This is a genomic window from Paenibacillus sp. RC84, assembly GCF_041260495.1.
Lineage (GTDB): Bacteria > Bacillota > Bacilli > Paenibacillales > NBRC-103111 > Paenibacillus_F.
This window is the reverse complement of sequence record NZ_JBGBYL010000001.1, coordinates 1-19340: the sequence shown is the minus strand read 5'-3', so window position 1 is coordinate 19340 and position 19340 is coordinate 1. Positions and strand designations below refer to the sequence as shown.

Genomic DNA, 19340 nt, shown 5'->3' with positions numbered 1-19340 from the left:
ACTTCAAAAAAACCTCCAGCCGCCATTTCAATGGCACTGGAGGTTTAGTACGTTTCACCCGAACCTCGGGAGTTTCTGTATCTGTATCTGTACCTGTACCTCTTCCTCTTCCTCTACCTCTTCCTCTGCCGCAACCGTTGCCGGGCCACACCTTCGTGCCCGCATTCAGAGTCCGTATGCCCGGTCTTGGCACCGAATCTCGCCCTAATCGAGCCAGCCGTTCTTCTCGGCCGCGGCAATGGCGTCGATCCGGTTCTTGGCCTCCAGCTTCTGGATCGCCTCCGACAAGTAATTGCGGACCGTGCCGCCCGTAAGGAACAGACGCGACGCAATCTCCCCGGAAGAAAGCCCCTCTCTGGCAAGCTTTAGCACCTCGCGCTCCCGTTCCGTCAGCGGATTCTCGGCTTCCCAGAACGTGAGCGCCAGCTCCGGGCTGACCGCGCGCCTGCCCGCCTGCACATCGCGGAGCGCGGCCGCAAGCTCGCTGACCGGCGAATCTTTGAGCAGGAAGCCGCGCGCTCCCGCACGCATGGCCCGCTGAAAATAGCCGGATCGGGAAAAGGTCGTCAATATGACGACTCCGCACGGATCCTTGCTTTTCTGGAGCGCCTCGGCCACATCAAGGCCCGACATTTTCGGCATCTCAATATCCATGACGCAAAGATCCGGTCGGAGCGTACGGATCATCTCCAGCGCTTCCGCGCCGTCCGCCGCCTGGCCGATCACTTCGATATCGTCCTCCAAATCCAGCAGGGCGCTCAGCGCTCCCCGGAGCATGCCCTGATCTTCCGCGACAATGACCTTCATTCGCCGTCCGCCTCCTTTTCTCCCTTTTTGGTCACTTTAGGGATCGTAAAAACGACCCGGGTGCCCCGGCCGCCCGCCGATTCGAACGTGCAGTGCCCGTCCACCAGCTTAAGCCGCTCTTTCATGCCTCTGAGCCCGTTCGTACCCAAGTTCGGCTGCCTTTCGTCCCTCTCGAAGCCGACTCCGTTATCCGACACGATCAGCCTGTACCCCTCCTCATCGGAGGCCCATTCCACGATACACACCTTCGCTTTGCTGTGCTTGACGACGTTCGTCACCGCTTCCCGCAAGCACATGCCGAGAATGTTGCCGATCAGCGGGGGAGCCTCGTCTTCGGCGCCTTCTCCGGCTTTCAATTCCAGCACAATGCCGCCTGCCGCAAGAATCTGCTTGGCCCGGTCGAATTCCTCCCGGATCGTGACCATGTTCATATCCGATACAAGCTCGCGCACCTGTTTGAGCGCCGCCCGCGAGGTCGCCTGGATATCCTGAACTTCCCGGACCGCTTTCTCCGGATTTTTCGGAATCATTTTCTCCGCCAGTTCGCCCTTGAGCGTGATGAGAGACAAAGTATGCCCGAGCGTATCGTGCAAATCGCGGGATATCCGCTGGCGTTCCTCGATTTTGGACAGACGGGCAATTTCTTCGTTAGCCAGTTGAAGTTTGCCCCGGAGCTCCTTCGACCTGCGTCCGATGCGCATCGCAACCGGCATGATCAGGATAATGATAAGAGCCGGAAGAAGCTGCAAAAACAAATCGACATCGTTCATTAACTTGTAGTGCCAGCCTACCGCCACGAACATCAGAAACAAACCCGCTATCGCGGCGGCCATTTGCCTGACGCTCCGCAGCATCCCGATCACCGGTGACGGATAAAACGCCAAGTAAATAAAGTTCTCGTTGTACCGGATCGCCAGAATACCGATAACGATAGTCTGAAACAGAATGAACCAGTACCTTCCCGCCGCCCGGTTAAAAGAAGTCAAATAAGCCGCCACGAAGGCGATAAGCAGTCCCGAACCCAGTATTTTTTCCGGAAAAGGAAGCTGCAGAACCGAAACGACCGGGAAGATCAGATACACCAGCCAGATGATCGTAAAAATAAAAGGGGGCCCCTCGCGGGGCCTTGCCGGTTGCCGACGAAACATTTAAACCGCTTCCTGTCTCTTGATGATATAGGAAGATAATATCACAAATACGACGACGTACACAGCCAGAATAAGCACGCCCGTCCAGTCGATCGAACCGCCTCCGATCAAATTCCAGGCTCCCTGCCCCAACCGATAGGTCGGCGTGAACTTGGCGATCGTCTGAAGAGTCCCGGACATGGACGCGGTCGGGAACCATAACCCTCCCAGAATGGATAGGCCCATATACAGAATCATCGTCAGCACCTGAACCACATCGGGGTTGCGCATGGAACCGAGCAGCGTACCGAGAGCCATGAACGAGAAACCGCCGATCCAAATCCAGAGGAAGCTTTCGATCCATACGGAAACCGGCAGATCAACCTGTTTGCCGAGCCCTCCGATAATAAACATCATCAGAATGATAAATAAATTAATAACGCCTTGGGCGGCTACCTTCGATACCATGTAAGACCAGGAAGGCAGCGGCGTAATGCTGAGCAGGCGGACCCAGCCCTGGGTGCGTTCCCTCGAAATCCGCTGGGCGAAGGAAGTCAGGCTGGCGCCGATAACGCCATATACCGTCATGGACATAAGATAGTAGGATGTCCAGTCCACACTGCCGATCTTCGTATCGCTTCCCATCGTACTCGTAAACAGAAAATAAAAGGCCACCGGCATAACGATCGAAAAGAAAATAAATCGTTTGTTACGGAAGGTGCGCAGCAGCTCCGCACGGCACTGGGCCGTAGTCGCTTTCAGAATCGTCGCATTCATATTCGTTATCTCCCCTTCAGCCTGCATTCGTATTTTGAATTAAAGTCTGGAAGGCGTCTTCCAGTCCACCGCTTCGAACTTCGATATCTTTCATATCGATGCGTTTGTCGATCAGCGCGGTAAGCAGCCGGTCCGTGTCCGGTCCGAACATTTCGACGCGCCGCCCGTTCCACTTGATATCGCTGACTCCCGGGAAAGCCCTCAGCAGATCAGCCGTAACCCCCGAGCCCGCTGTAAAAGAAATGACTCTCCCCGTCGTTTCCGCTTTAATCTCGCTCGGCGTCCCGTCCGCAACCAGCTTGCCGTTATTGATCACGACGACTCTGTCGGCCAACTGATCCGCTTCCTCCAGATAATGAGTCGTCAGCACGACGGTTTTTCCTCTCGCGGCCATGGCGCGGATCGTATCCCAGAACAACTGCCGGGATGTCACGTCCATGCCGACGGTCGGTTCGTCCAGGAAAATAATTTCCGGGTCTCCCGCCGCGGCCATCGCGAAGCCCAATCTGCGCTGCTGCCCGCCGGAGAGAGCCGAGGCCATCTTATTCCGCTCGGCTTCCAGGCCGGAGATGAGCAGAAGCTGCTCCAGCGAGAGCGGGTTCGCGTAATAATGGCGGAACAGGTCGATCGTCTCGGCTACTTTCAGATTGTCGATCACGCTGACATCCTGAAGCATGGCTCCGATCCGGTCCCTAACCCGCTGGTCTTTCGGATGGCCTCCCAGCAGCTTGACAGTCCCGCTCGTAGGCTCCTGAAGGCCGAGAATCATCGAAATCGTGGTGGTCTTGCCCGCCCCGTTCGGACCGAGCAGTGCGAGCACCGTTCCTTGTTCCACGGTCAGCGTTAACCCGTCGACCGCCTTTTTGCCTTTAAATTGTTTCGTAACCTTCATCAATTCGATAGCTGTTGTCACAGGGGTTCAGCTCCTTCTGTTATGTGGGCTTTCCGTTTCATCGTTCATCGTTCAACGTTTCGTTAAGCTCTTTAACCTGAATCCATCATACCGCGCGGCGGATTTCCTCCCTACCTACAACCGTAACCTTTTCCGGATGACAATTGTCACCTTCGTCCGCCGGACCCGCTATGACATGTGAAACAACGAAAAAACCGGTTCCGAATCGAATCGGAAACCGGTTTGGTTCGTGTCCGCCAAGCGGACACGTTGTTTATTCGGTTACGTCAAGCGGCCGGAATGGCGCTCGAAAAACTGCTCGAGCGCCGCAGCCCGGTGGCTGATCGCGTTTTTCTCTTCGAGCGGCAGCTCCGCCATCGTCACTCCCCGCTCCGGCAGATAAAACAGCGGGTCGTAGCCGAACCCGTCCGTGCCGCGCGGCTCCGCGATAATGACACCCTCGCAGGTCCCCTCCGCCTCGAGCGTGTCCCCGCGGAGCGGGTCGACCAGCGCCAGCGCGCATACGAAGCGCGCGGTGCTGAGCACCTGCGGCGCAGCCGCGTCCGCGGCCTTCGGGCCGTCCGGGAGGCCCTGCGCCCGTGCGGCACCGCGGTCCGCCGCGGACGGCTCGCCGGCGGACGCCGCCTGCCCGGCAGCGCCGGGCCCGGGCCGTCCGGTTGCGGCCGAGACCGCGCCAAGCTCGCGCAGCAGCTTGGCGTTGTTCGCCGCGTCGGCGGCGTGCTCGCCCGCATACCGGGCGGAGTATACGCCCGGATCGCCGCCGAGCGCGTCGACGCACAGCCCGGAGTCGTCGGCCAGTACCGGCAGGTTCAGCCTGCCTGCAATCGCCGACGCCTTGATCCGGGCATTCGCCGCGAAGGTCGCGCCGTCCTCGACGATGTCGGGCATATCGTCGAAATCGTCAAGGCTGCGCACTTCCTTGCCGAAGCGGGCGAAATAGTGGGCAAACTCGCGCACTTTGCCCTTGTTGCGCGTGGCGATCACCACGACGCCGGAAGCGGAAAGATCAGGCACGGACACCCGCTCCGATCAGGCCGCTTACGCGTCCGAGCGCTTTTTTCTGCTCCTCGACCATTGTGTAGACGCCGCCCTCGGCCAAGGCCAGCAGAGTGTTCAGCTCCTCGCGCGAGAAAGGCGCCTCTTCTCCCGTCCCCTGTACTTCCACGAACTTCCCGGTTCCGGTCATGACCACGTTCATATCGACGTGCGCCTGGGAATCTTCCGTGTACATCAAGTCCAGCAGGGGCTTGCCGTTCACGATCCCGACGCTGACGGAGGCAAGGTAATCCGTAATCGGCAGCTTGCTCAGCTTGCCGCTGGCCACCAGCTTCTCCATGGCAAGCGCCATCGCTACGAAGGCTCCCGTGATGGAAGTCGTTCTCGTCCCGCCGTCCGCCTGGATCACATCGCAGTCGAGCGTCACGGAACGCTCTCCGAGCGCTTCCAAGTTAACGACGGAGCGCAGCGCGCGTCCGATCAGCCGCTGGATTTCCATCGTGCGGCCGCCGAGCTTTCCTCTGGCCGCTTCTCTCTGGTTGCGGACCTGGGTAGCGCGCGGGAGCATCGAATATTCGGCGGTTACCCAGCCTTTGCCCTGGCCTTTCATAAAGGGAGGAACACGCTCTTCCACGGTTGCGGTACAAATGACTTTCGTCTCCCCGACTTCTATTAGAACCGAACCTTCGGCATGTTTGATATAGTGCGGCGTAATTTTCATCGGTCTTAGCTGGTCATTCTGTCTTCCATCGGCTCGCATTCTGTATCCTCCTGTACGATCATAGCATCCATTTCTATCCTTCCTATTGTAGCAAACAAAGGAGCCGAGCAAAAGCACCGCGGGTTTCGACGAAAAAAGGGAGAGCTCTTCTCTCCCCTCAAACCTCCGTAAGGTCCGACAATGCGGCTTTCCCGACCTAAAGACCGAAAGCCAAGTTTTAAAAACGTCCGCCCCGGTTTGCCCGGAAGATTCCCCCTAACGGGGTTAGGAGCCGCATAACGGCGCTTACCCCCGGATCTCCCGATGTGCGGTTAAGGCGTCGCATAACGGCAGGCCACACCGCTTGCCCCTCCGTTTACGCTCGGGCTTCACGAGCCCCGCGTTTCAGCCTGTCACGCGGCGGACTCCCCTCGGCTAAACCTTTTACAGCTTTTCCGGGTTCGGGTTCAAATGAAGCGGCCGGGAGACGGGCTGGCTGTAGGTTTGGGAATCGGAAGTTTCCACCTTCGGACTGCCGTTCACCGTTATTTGAACTTTGGCGGCGTTCGTATTTTCCGTCAGAGACAAAATAACCGACTGGAGCCCGTCCGCGGGCGCTTTTTTGTTCTCGTCCAGAAGCTGGTCGGAGAAGTTTACCGTCAGCACCGTGTCCGACGTCTTCTTCACATCCAGCACCTTGGCGGAAGCGTTCAATACCGGCTGCAGGCCCTTCGACGTGTTGGGGCCTTTCAAAAGTTCGTCCATGACCGCCTTGGCGACGTCATCGGTCCTTTTTACCAGGCGTGTAACCGGTACATAATATTTGCCGTTTTGCGCCGTTGCATTCGTAAAGTACAGCGTCACCGGCGTGGACTGGCCGTAATCGACCCCTTCCTGCTTCTCCAGGTTGATGCCGATTTTGCGCGAAAGCGGTTCGTCCAGCGGCGTGCGGGCCACCGGCATTTCCTTAAGCTCCTGCCCGTTTATTTTGATCTTCACCTGCTCGACGGTTGAAAAACCGGTCATGGCCCAGGTGATCCCCTCCATGATTTTGCGTTCTTCCTTGGCGTCGTATTTTTTGAAGGCCTGGTTAAAATTGACCGTGGCCAGTTTATCCTTTATGTCCACCGTCAGCGTAGTCCCTTCGGGCAGCAGAGAGGCAAACCCGGCGGGAAGCTGGCTTTCGCCCGGGCCTTTGGCCACCATATATTCCAGCGTGGTCTTCGCCACCGACTGTGTCTTCGGCAAATCCAGACTGACCGGAACGACGAAGCCTTTCGGGTCTTTCGCATAGACGGTCATTTTGGCGGTTTGCGACGTTTTGGCGCCTGCATCCGCTCCGGTTCCCCCCGTACCGGTTCCCGTCTCCATCGCGGTTTCGGTACCGGGCGGCGGAGCGTCGATCGGTTTGGACTCCGATCCCCACATACCGCATCCCGTCCCGAGAATCGCGATCGCTCCTGTCATGGCTGCCGCCTGAAGCCAGCGTACTTTTCTCAATTCCATCCCCTCCTGTTCGTATGTGCCTTGCGCAAAGGTTCGGCATGACCTGGGGCCCGCCGCCGGCAGCGCCTTCTTTCGGGAGTTTCCTGCCGGTCCGGATGACGTTTGTCCTTCGTACTCCTATGTATACAGGGGGCCTGCCTGCTTTATGCCCGAGTTGTCCGAAAAAACGGGACAATTTCCGGGCTTGTTCCCTTTCCGTCCACCTTTTCGAAGGACAAATCCGTTCCAAAGCGATACTCTTTCCTAAAAAAAGGGTATACTAGGGTATCTGCTTTCATTTGACAACGGAGGAGAAGCCCATCGTGAAATATTCCCTGGATAGTGAAAAAGTAGCTTCGGCTACCCGCGAGCTGCTTGAAAAAAGAGGCGTTCAAACGTCTCAAATCGCCGAACTGACCTATTTTCTGCAAAAAGATTATTTCGAATCGCTGACCCTGGAGCAGTGTCTGGCGAGCGTAGAATCCGTCCTGGCCAAAAGGGAAGTACAAAACGCCGTCCTGACCGGCATTCAGCTGGACATGCTTGCGGAAGAAGGCAAGCTGATCTCCCCTCTGCAGGAGATGATTCAGCATGACGAAGGCTTGTACGGCTGCGACGAGATCCTTGCCCTGTCGATCGTGAACGTTTACGGGAGCATCGGATTCACGAATTTCGGCTATATCGACAAGCTGAAACCGGGCATCTTGAAAAAGCTCAATGATAAAAGTACCTACGAGAAGCACACGTTTCTCGACGATATCGTCGGCGCCATCGCCGCTGCCGCGAGCTCCCGCATTGCCCACCGCAAGCAATCGGAAGCCGAAAAGAAAGGCGACGCTCCCGGAAGCTGAGAGGCCATTCTTAAACCGGGATGTGTTCCCCCGTTATACGGCGCCAAACACCGTGCGCTGCGAGGAGCCGCGAGCAGTGTGAGAAGACGAACCGCTTAAGAGGAAACGGAATAGAGCGGACGAACAGTCCCTCACAAAGTTGTTTTCCGGCTGTCGTCAAGGACGCTCCGAGTAGAGGAGCCGACACAAAAAGGGAACCCCATGACGGCGGTTCCCTTTTCCATTTTCCTTTTTCATCCCAAGATTGCCGAGGCTTCCCTCTTGTCCGTTCCCCTTACATACGCAGCATGCAGCTTCCTGTCCGGTCACCGGTACTTCCGGGCAACGATATATTCCGCCGCCGGAAGGAGCACGATGCCCAGTCCCAGTAAAATCAGAACAGCCATATTATCCCGGCCGAAAGCCAGTTTTTCCACTATACAGACGATCAGGGAAGCGGCAAGCATAATGAAATAGGCCGCTTTGGCGCTTACGAAAGTAATGTGCCTGCCCATCTCTTCCTCCTGCGTAATGCCTTCCCCGTCCTCCTTGTTCCCCCAGGTCAGAGCGCCGAACATCGCGGCCAGGGCAGCCGCTATGCTCGTTAATTCGCTCGTTCCGACCGGTTCTCCGGACGCGTACTTTTTAAGCGTAAATCCGATGACAACCAGTGAGGTAAGTCCGAAACCCGCAGCAATGAGCCGCTGCTTCGATGTTTTCCGTCCGGTCACAGTTTCCGCCTCCTTGTATACTGCCGTTTTACGTGTCTTTGTCTGCCTGGAACAAGTCATCCACCGTGACGCCCAGCGTACGGGCCAGATGAAAAGCCAGTTGGAGACTCGGATCGTACTTGTTGTTTTCAATGGCGTTAATAGTCTGTCTGGACACACCGCACGCTTTGGCGAGATCTTCCTGAGACAGCCTGATTCGTTTGCGCAGCTCATGAATCCGATTTTCCATAGCAAACTCCAATGTCAAAATGTTTTTACATCTTGATTGTAAAAAGAAGCGTTGGAAATGTCAAATATTTTTTACATTAAGCCAGTAGGACGGCATACGGATAAGGCAGATTTTTCAGCAGGGGTGCCCCTCCTTCTTCAAAGCATAAAAAAACGAACCCTCTTACCCGAGAGTCCGTCATATGGTTGTTTGTCGGGCACTGAAACACATAAATAGGAATGCCCCCGATGCGAGGGTTCGCAGTGAAACCAGAAACGAGCTTGTACGGCATAGGCACCGTCCGCGATCAGCTCCGTCTTTACGAAGCCTCACGAAGCATCGCATCGCATCGCCACGCTTGAACTCCGCGAGAAAACGCGAGGGACGGGCGACCGCTCAAAACCGCGCCTGGTACACGATGATCCCTTCCCTCTCGCTCTCGGCCGCTCTGCCGTCCAGCGCAAGGCGCACCGTATGCGCGATCGTCTCCGCCATGGCGAAGCGGAGCTGATGCAGCGTAAGCCGGTCGCCGAATGTATCGCGGCAGAGCGCGTAAGCCGTCATCGGCTCGTGCAGCTTGTCCGCCATGAGCGCAAGCCGCTCCTCGTGATGGCGGACAAGCTCTTCGGCCCGCTGGCCGAAGGCGGTGAAGGGCGACCGGTGGCCCGGGTACGCCATCTTGACCGGCAGCCCGCTAATCTCCCGCAGGCTGCCCATGTACGCGCCGAGCGGGTCGTCTTCGACGCCCGGCATGAAGCTCACGTTCGGCGAAATTTGCGGCAGCACATGATCGCCGCAGAAAATCTCGCGCGTCTGTGCGTCGTAGAAGCACAGATGCCCGGCCGCATGTCCGGGCGTCTCGATCGCTTCGTACGCCGCGCCGCCCAGACGCACGCGGTCTCCCGCCCGCAGCGCGGTCAGCTGCGGCTGCGGCGAAACTTGCGGGACGAAGCTGTCCATATGCTTCGCCAGCTCCCCGCACAGCGCGGCCTCCATGCCGTGCCGCGCGAAAAGCCCGGTCAGCAGCGAAGTCATCGGCTGACCGTCGCCCCACAGGAGCCGCACCTGACCGATGCCGGTTTCCGACAGGTAAACCGGCGCGCCCGTGCGCTCCTGGAACCAGCCCGCCATCCCGTAGTGGTCGGGATGGTGGTGGGTCAGTACGACCTGCGAAATGCGGTCGTACCCGAAGCCGAGCCCCCCCAGCGCTTCGTTCCACAGCGCCTCCGCGGCTTCCGTGCGCAGGCCCGGATCGATCACCGTCAGGCTCCCGTCCGGCTCCCTAAGCAGATAACTGTTGACCCATCGCAGGGGAAAAGGCAGAGGGACTTTGATCTGCCAAAGCCCCTCCCGTAAAGCGATGACCGTTGTTGAATGACTCATTGCAGGCTTTCTCCTTCCCTTCCTCCGACAAAAATCATCCGGGGAGACGACTCCCGGTCGTAATCCTTACCGTCATAGCTGCCGTAGATCCGGTCGACCCGCAAGCCCGCCGCGTACAGCATATCGACAAAAGCCTCGCAGCTGTACAGGCGCACCTGTTCCGAATAATGCCGCGGGCCGTCCTGTTCATCCGTGATGCAAATTTGTTTGCGGACATACCCGTTCTCGATGGAGCGTGTCTCTTCTATAAAAAGGCCGTTCTCCTCGCGGCTTGAATAGGGAACGAGGTTCGTTTTGACATAAGCGGGATTTAAATAGTCAATAATAAATTTCCCGTCCGGCCGCAGAAGCCGTTCGATTTCCGACAACACCAGGCGGTTTTCTTCCTCCTGCTCGAAGTATCCGAAGGAAGTGAACAAATTGACCACGGCGTGAAAAGATTCCTCGCTCGGAACCCGCCGCATATCGCCGTGCAGCCAGGTTACCCGCTCCTCCGGGTCCTGCTTCCGCGCCTCCTCAAGCAGGGTATCCGACAAATCGATACCCGTCACCGTATAGCCGAAATCGGCGAGCGCCAGCGAATGGCGGCCCATGCCGCAGCACAGGTCCAGCACACGGGCGCCTTCGGGTAGATGAAGCCAGTTCATCATCCGTTTGACCTCGGCGTAAGCTCCTTCGAAATTGCGGTGTTTGTACACCAGCAGATAGTCTTTTCCGAAGCTTTCCCGGTACCACGCGCTTTTAACTTTCATGCCCGCATCCTCCCGATCTTTTTTTAGTACGGATTATAAATAAGCGGCCGTTTTCTCAATCGAACCAGCCTTTGCGCTTAAACCAGACATACATGGCAAACCCGATTCCGAACATAATCAAAAGAACAATAAAATAACCGTAGGGCCAATGAAGTTCGGGCATGTTGTCAAAGTTCATTCCGTAAATTCCCGCGAGAAACGTCAGCGGCATAAAAATCGTCGTGATGACAGTCAGCGTTTTCATAATGGTATTCATCCGGTAAGAATTCAATGAAATGAAATTTTCCCGCATGTCCGCGGTCGTGTCCCGGATCGAGTCGATCATTTCGGCCAGCTTCAGCAGATGATCGTAAATGTCCGCATAATAAATCTGCTGCTCACGCACGTTCGGCAGCTTGTCCGAATTGACGACCCGGTAGAGCAGGTCGCGCATGGGAATGATCGACCGCCTCAGATGCGCCAGCTTGGAGCGGATGTCGAACACGCCGCGCATAAGCGCGTGAATGGACGTGCCTTTCTGGTCGGAATCGAAATCGTTCATCTCGTCTTCCAGCATATGTATACAAGGAAAATATTCATCCACGAGCTTGTCCATGACGAGATACGCGCCGAAGGAAGAGCCTCTTTTCCAGTTGTCCGGTTCGGCTTGAAGCTTCTGCCAGGCGTCGTTGATCTCTTTGAGCTCCGTGAAGTGGAAAGAAACGAGGAAGCGGGGCGCGACGAAAAGATCGACCTCATCGGCTTCCAGCGTCTGTGGATGAATGGCGTGCAGCACGAAAAAATGGACATCCTCATAGTGGTCCAGCTTCGGCCTCTGCAGCAGATGAAAGCAGTCTTCAACCGCAAGCGGATGAAAATGAAAATGGGTGTCGAGCAGCAAAGCCTCTTCGTGAGTCGGGTTGTTGAAGTCTACCCAGTACCAGTCGATAGAATCTCCGTCCAGCTCCTGCAAAGGCAGGTCCAAGACCAGTTCTCCGCTGCGGGTAACGGCGACCGTGCGAATCATAAAGGTCCTCATTTCGTCCGTGATCAGGGTGAAAGCATTGGGTATATCGTACCATGTTTTGCCTGGAAACAAAACGGTGCTTGGCGCGAAAGCGATTGGAGCCGGCCTCCTTGTCTCCTTAGCGGTTCGGCCGGGACAGCCACTCCTTCGAAAACCGCAGCCATTCGCGGGCGGCATAAGATAAGTAACCCTCTTTGCGCCAAATCATAACAAGATGCCACGGAATCCGCGGAGAAACCAGGGTAATCGTGGCCACTTTGTCCGGACTCAGCTTGCGGCAGATCGTTTCGGGCAGCAGGGCGACGCCGAGGCCCGCTTCCGCCATCCCGCTCAGAAAATCCCACTGGGAGCTTTCGTAGATGATGTCGGGCTTGAATCCCGCCTGGATGCAGGCTTCGGGAATGCTCTCGTGCAGGGTGAAGCCTTCGCGGAACATAAGGAACTTCTCGCCGCTGAGCTCCGCAAGGCGGACGGTCTGCCTGCGGGCGAGCCGGTGCCCGTGATGCACGACAAGCCGGAGCTCTTCCTTGACGAAGGCGAACATCTCGAAGCGCTCCGCATCGACGGGAAGCACCGCGACGCCGAGATCGAGGCTCCCGCTCTCCACCTCGCGTTCGACCGTGCGGGCCCCTTCCTCGATCAGCCGGATTCCGATCCCGGGATACAGCTTATGGAAAGCGGCGATCAGCTCCGGGAAGAAAGGCGCTCCGGTCATCGGCGGCAGGCCGATCCGGATCTGCCCTTTGCGCATGGAAGTCACGTCCTCGAGATCGACGGAGAGATTTTCCAGAGAACGGACAATCTGCTGCGCCTGGATCATTACGGCTTCACCCGCATCCGTCAATACAATTTGACGGGCCGTGCGGTCAAACAGCTCGACACCGAGTTCCTCCTCCAGGATGCGGATCATTTTGCTGATGGTGGGCTGAGTGACGTGCAGAGCTTCCGCCGCTTTGGTGAAGCTTCTGCGCTTAGCCGTCTCCAGAAAATATTGCAGATGCCGAACGTCCAAGTCATCGCCTCCTTTAGCCTTCTGCATTGGTTCCCTTTCCATAGAGAAAAGGAATGAAAACTATTCGATATATGTATTTTACCTATCCTTGTCCCCTACGTATACTCGGAATTATGGAAGGGGATTATCCGGATGAACAAACAACCCGCACCACCTTTAAGCGGTCCTCATAAAAAACTACGTTTCGTTTGGCCGCCGGACCGGTTTGCTCCGGTTCACGTCCGGCGGGCGCTCGTCACCTGCGGCCAGATCGGCCTGCTGATCGCGTTCGCCTATCTGGGACGCCTCGTGTCCGAGCGGCTGCACCTGCCGGTGCCGGGAAGCATCGTCGGCATTCTCATCGTCTTCGCCGCGCTTCACTTCGGCTGGGTCCGGCTGGAATGGATCGAGAAGGGCGCCGATTTTCTGCTGTCGAAGCTGCTGCTCTTCTTCGTCCCGCCTGCCGTCGGCATTTTGGAGTATAAGGAAATGTTCTCGGTATCGGGGAGCGGGTACCTGCTCATCATCATTATCAGCACGTTCTTCGTTATGGCCAGCACGGGGCTCGTAGCGGAATTTCTGGGGCGCAGACGCGCCGGCAAAGACAAGAAGGAGGAAGCGGCCTCATGACCGGAACCGGACTTCTGTACCTGCTGATCACCATCGTCGTCTTCTGGGCGGCCAACCGGCTGTACCGGAAGACAGGCAAAGCCTACCTGTCGCCGCTCGTCGTCGCGCCGGTTCTGCTTATCGCCGGTCTGTTCTTCACCGATACGCCGGTTGAAGCCTACAACGCCGGCACGAAGCCGCTGACGGATCTGCTGCAGCCCGCCACCGTGGCGTTCGCGATCCCGCTGTACCGGCAGTTCAAGCTGCTCCGCAAGCACGCCATGGTGCTTGTGGCGGGCGTGCTGTGCGGCTCCGTCGTCGCCGTGCTCACGTCGGTGCTGCCTGCGGGCTGGATTCACGCGAGCCCGCAGATGATCGAGAGCGTGGCGCCGCGCTCCATCACGACTCCCATTGCCATGGAGGTGTCGCGTTCGCTCGGCGGCATTCCTTCGATCACGGCCGTGTTCGTGGTCGTGACGGGCATCTGCGGCTCGGTGATCGGGCCGCTGGTCATCCGCTCGCTGCGCATCCGCAGCGGCATCTCGCGGGGCCTGCTGCTCGGCATGGGCGCCCACGGCGCCGGCACGAGCAAGGCCCACGAGCTCGGCAGCGAGGAGGGGGCCATCGCCAGCGTCGCGATGATCCTGGCCGCGCTGTTCTCGCTGGGGCTGATCCAGCCGATCATGGCGCCGTTCCTGTGACGGCGGCGCCGGTTACAGACCGCTTCCTTCGGGAGGCGGTCTGTTTTTGTTCCGGCGACGGGTCGGCGGCGGGCGGGTGCCCGGCAGCGGTGTTTTTCCCGCGGGAGAGTGGGGGGCCCGCAATTGCGCTTTTTCCGCAATCGGAGCGGCAGAAGATGCCACAAGGCCGCAGGGGGCCGCTTCCTTCGCGGCCGAGCTCGTTTAATGGGCAGCTTTACCCTGCCGGAAGAACAAAAATAACCTCTCTCATGTAACCACGAGAGAGGTTATTTCGCAACGTTCGTCAGAGAGCGGCAAATGCCTCGCCCAAATGGGCCTACCGATCGACGCGATAAACATTTCCGGTTACCGTCGCCGTTTTGCCGTATTTATTGGACACGACGATCGTATACGGATTGGCGCCTTTTTTCAAATCCAGCCATTCCGAAAAAGTCCCGTCATAAGAAGAACAATAAATTTTGCGGTCATTCAAGTAAACCACCGGATAGCTGTCGTTCTTATCCTTTACGGTTCCCGAAATCGTCATGTAGCTGAGCGTCGTGCTGCCCGGATGATAGCTGACCTGAATAACGGGCGCATCGGTTTCCAGGGTGACCGTTCTGGTCAAGGTCGTACTTCTTCCCGTTGAATTGGTCGCTTCAAAAACGAGCGTGTTCTCGCCTTCCGACAACGTGATTTCTTCGGAGAACGATCCGCTGGCGTAGGAGGTGTAGTACACTTTCTTCCCGTTAATCTTGAGAGTCGGCATGCTGTCGTTCTTATCCGTTACATACCCGGAAACCGTCAAGGTTTTAGAGGCGGTTTTCTCGGGGGTTGCATTCAGCTTCAGGGTCGGCCCGTTGACGTTAAAGGTCACTTTTTTGGTCACGACCGTCACTTTTCCGTTCTGGTTCTCCGCCTTGAATGTCAGCGTGTTCTCGCCTTCTTCCAATCTGATGGACTCACTGAAAGAACCGCCGTACATATATACTTTCTTGTCGTTGATATACAGGATAGGATAGGAATCGTTGGCATCCTTAACGGTACCCGAAACCTTGATCGAAGCGACCTGCGAGCTGTCCGGAATGGAGTTTACCTTAAGCTCGGGACCACCGGAGCTAAAGGTGACTTTCTTCGTAACGACGGTTTCTTTTCCCGCTTCGTTTTCCGCTTTAACGGTGAACGTGTTTTCGCCTTCCGCCAGCTTTACATCTTTGGAGAAGGTGCCGTCCCAGCTGCTGACGTACATTTTCTCATCGTTGAGATAGACGGTCGGGTACGAATAATTGGTATCCTTTTTCACCTTGCCCGAAATGGTCAAAGACCCCTTCGTAACCGTGTCCGGCGTGTTGTCCACCTTCAAGTCCGGACCGTTCACCTGGTACGTTACTTTTTTGGTTACGGTTGTCGTTTTGCCGCTCGGAAGCTTGGCCGTAACCCGGATTTCGTACGTGCCTTCCTTCTCCAGACGGTAGCCTTCCTTAAAAGAGCCTTCGTCGGTCGATACCGCCTTGTCGTTGATCTGAACCTTGGCGTCGCGATGTGTTTTGCCCGAAACATAGAACGTGCCGCTTTCCGTCTTCTCCGGTACGGTCACTTCCAGGGAAGGTCCGTCGGCTTGATCCTGAGCGGAAGATTTAATGACCCGGAAAAGAAGAGTGGCTACCTCCGCCCTTGTGATCGGCTTCTGCGGTCTGAACGTGCTGTCCTCGTAGCCGCCGATCAGCTGCTTTTCCGTCGCAATGGCGACATAGTCCCGAAGGTTATAGGAAATTTCGTCCACATCGCTGAAATTTCTTCCGAGCGTACTGCTGCTCCGCAAATCGTCGGTCGTGTAACCCATCGTTTTGACGAGCGCAACGGCAACATCTTCACGAGTTGCCTTGGTATCCGGGCTGAAGAACGGCTTGCCTTTCGGTGGATAATAGCCGGTCAAAAATTCTTTCGTGGATTCGACGTAACCGAACGACCACTTGTCCGGATTCAAATCCGCAAAGGTCGGCTCGGCCGGTGTTTGCAGATTGATCGAAAACGTCAGCGCGATCAGTTTGGCAAATTCTTCGCGAGTGATGGATTTCTCCGGTTTAAAGGAGGAATCCTCGTAACCGCTGATGATGCCTTTCTTCGCCATATCGTAGATAGCGTCGTTCGCCCAATGATTGTTTACATCAATGAAAACGATATTCTGGTTAATCGTCCCGCCGTTCACCGCCTGATTCTGGAGAATCGCTTCCGCGTGCACCAAAGGACTGATTTGCAGCAAGCAGACGATCATCATTAAACTCAACAGCTTATGTAAGTGTCTCAAAAAAATGCCTTCTTTCCCGAATGAATAGTATGACCTGGCTGCCCGTTTCTGTCGGGCTCGTTTCTCTTCTCCTTCTGATTTATATAGGTAATTACTCCTATATTATATAGCCTAAAGGGAAATATTTGTATATATTTGTTTGATTCTCCCTTTGATAACTATTACTATAGAACTACTTTCTTGCCGCATGGTAAAATTTCCATATGGAAAAACCAAAAAAACGCCCCCTCCCGGAGACGCTTCATTTTCCGCCTATAAAATAAGTGCTTGCCCGCTTATTTGCCGCTCAAAGTAAAGTAATAGTCGTGCAGATCCAGCCAGTCCCGCAAATCCCCGAAGCCTTCCGCGTCCAGCGTTCCGGGCTCGTAGGGATTCTCCGCGGCCTTCTTCGCGATATACACGTACCGGTCATTCTCGCCGAGAACTTCCGCACCCGCTGCCGTTTTCTTCACCTCGGACCAGTCTTCTTTCTTGTACACTTCGATCCGGGCCACCACGTCGTGCAGACGGTGCAAATCCTCATCCTGAACCATATAATGGATCAGCGTCAACGCCTGCGCCCGTTTATCCAAACGGCCCTCTTCGATGGACGTTTTCACGTTTTCCTCCGGTATGACGCTCACCATCACATTCTCCAGCCATCTCGGAACCCCGAATCCGTATCCGTATTTCTCAAGCAAGGCCTCGTCCTCTGCGGAAAATTCCATGTATGGCTTGTCTTTCAGAACGACCTTATTGTTGGTGCCGTCCCAAGCGACACTCAAATCAAGCCGCTGCGCAAGATCGCGGAGAGGCAGGTACGTATTGCCTTCGTACGTGATAGGGACCAGATCGTTCCCCTGCTCATCTTTCAGCGTAAACGTAACGCCGTTCAAATCCACCTGCAAATCGGGGTTTAAAAAAGCTTTGATCTCCTTCAGATTACTCGTCGCGTAAGCTCCGGCCGTAATGCCGACCAGAAGCGCCGCCGTCATTCCCGCTGCTGCCCAACTTTTCCGCATGGCTTGAATCTCCTCCCTAATGCTCTACAGAACATTTTACAGCAGAGACGGCCGGGATTTGTTACAAACGATTATCAAAATCGGGATGCGGAATCACTGATATTAAAACAGCCCTGTTCTCGCCTATTTTTCCCCCGCCATCGCACCATTGGTAAGCGCCCTTCATACACTAAGTTGACTGTATCCCTTACCCTTGTAATTACTCCAAAACCCGAGCAAGGAGGGATGACAACTTGAAGGGCAGCGACCATAAAAACAAATTCTTACTCACAAATCGTGAACGCGAAGTCTTTGAATTACTCGTACAGGACAAATCTTTTAAGTACTGTTGTATCCAAAATAATTGCATAAAAAAAGAGGGCAGTGTTTAACTGTCCTCTTTCATTTTACTCGTATTTATTATGGAATTGGTTACAATTTCAGCTATGGATTGATGGAGGTCATGCCACTCTTTTTCTGTAGGTTTATTTTCAGGGACAACCAATCCGATCCTTCCGTGCTTACCCTGAATAAAAACCGTTACACGCTTCTCGATGTCAGTGTGATCTACCCCATCTGCCCACCTCTCTTTTGTCGGTACACCTTGAATAATTTTATTCATCGGCCTCCTACTTTAAGACAGCAATATTGAGAATGAGCGATAATTTATAGAATGCTTTCCATCTAATTTTCGTGTATGTTTCTTTACTGATGGGCGGATTAAACTTAAAGCTGTAAACTTGGTAATCCTTGATATAATCCCCTTCGAAGTCTTCTTTCATATATCTTTCTTCTATTAAGAGTCGTTCTTTGGGGTGTAACCGCCTTACAGCTCTTTCTAAACGTTCGCAGTACTTTCGTCTGCGTTCCGGTTCATCAGTGTTATAGATGGCTATGCTGGCTGTTTGATCACTAGTGACATTGGTGGGTCCATGAAAACGTTCCGTATAGCCCGCCGTTATAGATGCTTCGCGTTCCTCAAAGAAGATAAATTTATAAATTCTGTACTTTTCGAAAGCATCTTCAACCGCGGCTTTCGTAGCCTTCCTATCAAGCTCCGGTAATTCGAAGCTAATCTGTTGCAAACTAACCGCCTCCGTTCAAGGCATCTTGAGTAATATCGGAGCCCTTTTGGGCTTTTTTTAGTACAAGCGTCACAAACCAATCAACCCTCCTATATTGTATTTCGAATCCACTAAGAGAGGAGTTGGTAGTCTTGAGACGTAAACTTGAATTAATCAGGGACATTTTAGAATTTGCAGCAGATGTAATATCTTGGTTTTATATCTAATGGTTAATCATCTATGGGGAGGGATTTCCTCCCCTAGTTGATGTTTAAACGTTGTTCATCTGCTGCCGCACTATCTGCGCGACGGTCGGGTGCATTATCAAGGTGCTGCCCATCGCAAAAATCCCTTTCCTTGGCGTCACGCTGAATCCGTAACGCTTCGCCCATTTCTTATTGATTCGACGCTTCCGATGTGTTCGGTTTTGTTTCCTTACGACCATATTTACATTCTCAATAATTCTGTATCCAAGAAGCATATAAACCCTCCCTTAGTTGATGTTACCGGTGTTCATCAATCCATTTCAGTCTGACCGCACCACTTGCATTGCCACTTTCCGTCATCAAGTTTAGTATGTTCTTCGGCTCCCTCGCAGTTGCGGCATCCTGTGACCACAATGCTTCCAGGCGGCATTCCTCGCATTTCGTCGTTTGTTACCTCCACGGTCTTAACCCTCCCTTAGTTGATGTTTAAACGTCTCACAGCCCGGTTACGGCCGTCCGTTCAGGTCTTTCCTGGATGCTGTACGGATAGCTTTCGCAGTCACCACTCACGTTAATGATTACTTGATTGGAAAAAATGTCACACACTAAGCTTTCTACCTCAATATTCTTGTATCCCAACGCCGCCATTATTGCGGCTGGAGTTGTTCTGATCTGTCCAGTTTGCACCTTTAAACCCTCCCTTAGTTGATGTTTAGCCTGCGTTCATCGCCTCGATCTGCATGATCGCCGCGAAGATCGGATATATCTGCTGTGGTACTACGGCGTT

21 protein-coding genes and 1 pseudogene are annotated in these 19340 nt (G+C 55.0%); 5 read left to right on the top strand and 17 right to left on the bottom strand.

Translation table 11 applies throughout. From position 1 onward, the window contains the following. Window positions 1–204: 204 nt before the first annotated feature. The 7 genes from ABH899_RS00110 to ABH899_RS00080 all read right to left on the bottom strand — a co-directional run bounded on the left by ABH899_RS00110 (window position 205) and on the right by ABH899_RS00080 (window position 6826). A complete protein-coding gene (locus ABH899_RS00110; RefSeq protein ID WP_369992964.1) occupies window positions 205–807 on the bottom strand; it encodes a response regulator in 603 nt (200 codons plus the stop codon). Further along, entirely contained in the window at window positions 804–1955 is a 1152-nt protein-coding gene (locus ABH899_RS00105; protein WP_369992961.1) for a sensor histidine kinase, read from the bottom strand. Before ABH899_RS00105 ends, ABH899_RS00110 begins: the two co-directional genes overlap by 4 nt. Next, entirely contained in the window at window positions 1956–2711 is a 756-nt protein-coding gene (locus ABH899_RS00100) for an ABC transporter permease (protein WP_369992959.1), read from the bottom strand. Window positions 2712–2727: 16 nt separating this feature from the next. Continuing rightward, a complete protein-coding gene (locus ABH899_RS00095) occupies window positions 2728–3624 on the bottom strand; it encodes an ABC transporter ATP-binding protein (RefSeq protein ID WP_369992957.1) in 897 nt (298 codons plus the stop codon). Window positions 3625–3885: 261 nt separating this feature from the next. Continuing rightward, window positions 3886–4638, bottom strand: a complete 753-nt coding sequence (locus ABH899_RS00090; RefSeq protein WP_369992954.1) for a non-canonical purine NTP pyrophosphatase — start codon at window positions 4636–4638, stop codon at window positions 3886–3888. Then, the gene (gene rph, locus ABH899_RS00085; RefSeq protein ID WP_009672305.1) at window positions 4631–5380 is read right to left on the bottom strand and encodes a ribonuclease PH; all 750 of its coding nucleotides are present in this window, start codon (window positions 5378–5380) and stop codon (window positions 4631–4633) included. The genes ABH899_RS00090 and rph overlap by 8 nt, the downstream gene beginning before the upstream one ends. Before the next feature lie 384 nt (window positions 5381–5764). Then, on the bottom strand, window positions 5765–6826 hold the full coding sequence (locus ABH899_RS00080; protein WP_369992951.1) for a GerMN domain-containing protein: 1062 nt from the start codon (window positions 6824–6826) through the stop codon (window positions 5765–5767). Between the two features lie 302 nt (window positions 6827–7128). Here ABH899_RS00080 and ABH899_RS00075 point away from each other — a divergent pair, with 302 nt between their 5' ends. Continuing rightward, window positions 7129–7656, top strand: a complete 528-nt coding sequence (locus ABH899_RS00075; protein WP_009672297.1) for a phosphatidylglycerophosphatase A family protein — start codon at window positions 7129–7131, stop codon at window positions 7654–7656. A gap of 305 nt (window positions 7657–7961) precedes the next feature. Here ABH899_RS00075 and ABH899_RS00070 read toward each other — a convergent pair whose 3' ends face one another. The 6 genes from ABH899_RS00070 to ABH899_RS00045 form a co-directional block, all read right to left on the bottom strand. Beyond that, window positions 7962–8366, bottom strand: coding sequence for a hypothetical protein (locus ABH899_RS00070; protein ID WP_218228190.1), 405 nt, complete (start codon window positions 8364–8366; stop codon window positions 7962–7964). Window positions 8367–8394: 28 nt separating this feature from the next. Then, window positions 8395–8595 carry a helix-turn-helix transcriptional regulator gene (locus ABH899_RS00065; protein WP_009672314.1) on the bottom strand — a complete coding sequence of 67 codons (201 nt, stop codon included), beginning with the start codon at window positions 8593–8595 and terminating at the stop codon, window positions 8395–8397. 375 nt (window positions 8596–8970) lie between these two features. Beyond that, window positions 8971–9957: an MBL fold metallo-hydrolase gene (locus ABH899_RS00060; protein WP_369992948.1), complete on the bottom strand. Its 987-nt coding sequence runs from the start codon at window positions 9955–9957 to the stop codon at window positions 8971–8973. Continuing rightward, window positions 9954–10709, bottom strand: a complete 756-nt coding sequence (locus ABH899_RS00055; protein ID WP_369992945.1) for a class I SAM-dependent methyltransferase — start codon at window positions 10707–10709, stop codon at window positions 9954–9956. The genes ABH899_RS00060 and ABH899_RS00055 overlap by 4 nt, the downstream gene beginning before the upstream one ends. A 55-nt stretch (window positions 10710–10764) precedes the next feature. Continuing rightward, window positions 10765–11715, bottom strand: coding sequence for a magnesium/cobalt transporter CorA (corA, locus tag ABH899_RS00050; protein WP_218228188.1), 951 nt, complete (start codon window positions 11713–11715; stop codon window positions 10765–10767). Between the two features lie 118 nt (window positions 11716–11833). Continuing rightward, window positions 11834–12727 carry a LysR family transcriptional regulator gene (locus tag ABH899_RS00045; protein WP_369992943.1) on the bottom strand — a complete coding sequence of 298 codons (894 nt, stop codon included), beginning with the start codon at window positions 12725–12727 and terminating at the stop codon, window positions 11834–11836. 132 nt (window positions 12728–12859) lie between these two features. Between ABH899_RS00045 and ABH899_RS00040 the strand changes: the two genes are divergently transcribed. From ABH899_RS00040 to ABH899_RS00030, 3 genes are read left to right on the top strand one after another with little or no spacing between them, the layout of a single operon-like run. Continuing rightward, the gene (locus ABH899_RS00040; RefSeq protein WP_218228186.1) at window positions 12860–13336 is read left to right on the top strand and encodes a CidA/LrgA family protein; all 477 of its coding nucleotides are present in this window, start codon (window positions 12860–12862) and stop codon (window positions 13334–13336) included. Further along, complete coding sequence (locus ABH899_RS00035) at window positions 13333–14016, top strand: LrgB family protein (RefSeq protein WP_009672315.1); 684 nt, start codon at window positions 13333–13335, stop codon at window positions 14014–14016. The genes ABH899_RS00040 and ABH899_RS00035 overlap by 4 nt, the downstream gene beginning before the upstream one ends. Before the next feature lie 46 nt (window positions 14017–14062). Beyond that, window positions 14063–14221: a hypothetical protein gene (locus tag ABH899_RS00030; protein ID WP_369992939.1), complete on the top strand. Its 159-nt coding sequence runs from the start codon at window positions 14063–14065 to the stop codon at window positions 14219–14221. Window positions 14222–14332: 111 nt separating this feature from the next. Here the strand turns inward: ABH899_RS00030 and ABH899_RS00025 are convergent, their stop codons facing one another. Together ABH899_RS00025 and ABH899_RS00020 are read right to left on the bottom strand one after the other, a co-directional pair. After that, complete coding sequence (locus ABH899_RS00025; RefSeq protein ID WP_369992938.1) at window positions 14333–16303, bottom strand: S-layer homology domain-containing protein; 1971 nt, start codon at window positions 16301–16303, stop codon at window positions 14333–14335. Window positions 16304–16578: 275 nt separating this feature from the next. Next, window positions 16579–17304, bottom strand: a complete 726-nt coding sequence (locus tag ABH899_RS00020) for a stalk domain-containing protein (protein WP_369992937.1) — start codon at window positions 17302–17304, stop codon at window positions 16579–16581. A 233-nt stretch (window positions 17305–17537) separates the two neighbouring features. Here ABH899_RS00020 and ABH899_RS00015 point away from each other — a divergent pair. Then, window positions 17538–17621 (top strand): annotated as a pseudogene (locus tag ABH899_RS00015) (helix-turn-helix domain-containing protein); the annotation flags it as partial. A 50-nt stretch (window positions 17622–17671) separates the two neighbouring features. Here ABH899_RS00015 and ABH899_RS00010 read toward each other — a convergent pair. Further along, a complete protein-coding gene (locus ABH899_RS00010; RefSeq protein WP_369992935.1) occupies window positions 17672–17905 on the bottom strand; it encodes a hypothetical protein in 234 nt (77 codons plus the stop codon). A 7-nt stretch (window positions 17906–17912) separates the two neighbouring features. Next, entirely contained in the window at window positions 17913–18359 is a 447-nt protein-coding gene (locus tag ABH899_RS00005; protein ID WP_369994053.1) for an ArpU family phage packaging/lysis transcriptional regulator, read from the bottom strand. Window positions 18360–19340 lie beyond the last annotated feature (981 nt).

Coding starts and splice junctions, on each gene's coding strand:
- ABH899_RS00110 (WP_369992964.1), bottom strand. CDS start 807: ATGAAGGTCATTGTCGCGGAAGATCAGGGCATGCTCCGGGGAGCGCTG.
- ABH899_RS00105 (WP_369992961.1), bottom strand. CDS start 1,955: ATGTTTCGTCGGCAACCGGCAAGGCCCCGCGAGGGGCCCCCTTTTATT.
- ABH899_RS00100 (WP_369992959.1), bottom strand. CDS start 2,711: ATGAATGCGACGATTCTGAAAGCGACTACGGCCCAGTGCCGTGCGGAG.
- rph (WP_009672305.1), bottom strand. CDS start 5,380: ATGCGAGCCGATGGAAGACAGAATGACCAGCTAAGACCGATGAAAATT.
- ABH899_RS00080 (WP_369992951.1), bottom strand. CDS start 6,826: ATGGAATTGAGAAAAGTACGCTGGCTTCAGGCGGCAGCCATGACAGGA.
- ABH899_RS00065 (WP_009672314.1), bottom strand. CDS start 8,595: ATGGAAAATCGGATTCATGAGCTGCGCAAACGAATCAGGCTGTCTCAG.
- ABH899_RS00060 (WP_369992948.1), bottom strand. CDS start 9,957: ATGAGTCATTCAACAACGGTCATCGCTTTACGGGAGGGGCTTTGGCAG.
- ABH899_RS00055 (WP_369992945.1), bottom strand. CDS start 10,709: ATGAAAGTTAAAAGCGCGTGGTACCGGGAAAGCTTCGGAAAAGACTAT.
- corA (WP_218228188.1), bottom strand. CDS start 11,715: ATGATTCGCACGGTCGCCGTTACCCGCAGCGGAGAACTGGTCTTGGAC.
- ABH899_RS00040 (WP_218228186.1), top strand. CDS start 12,860: ATGAACAAACAACCCGCACCACCTTTAAGCGGTCCTCATAAAAAACTA.
- ABH899_RS00035 (WP_009672315.1), top strand. CDS start 13,333: ATGACCGGAACCGGACTTCTGTACCTGCTGATCACCATCGTCGTCTTC.
- ABH899_RS00020 (WP_369992937.1), bottom strand. CDS start 17,304: ATGCGGAAAAGTTGGGCAGCAGCGGGAATGACGGCGGCGCTTCTGGTC.
- ABH899_RS00010 (WP_369992935.1), bottom strand. CDS start 17,905: ATGAATAAAATTATTCAAGGTGTACCGACAAAAGAGAGGTGGGCAGAT.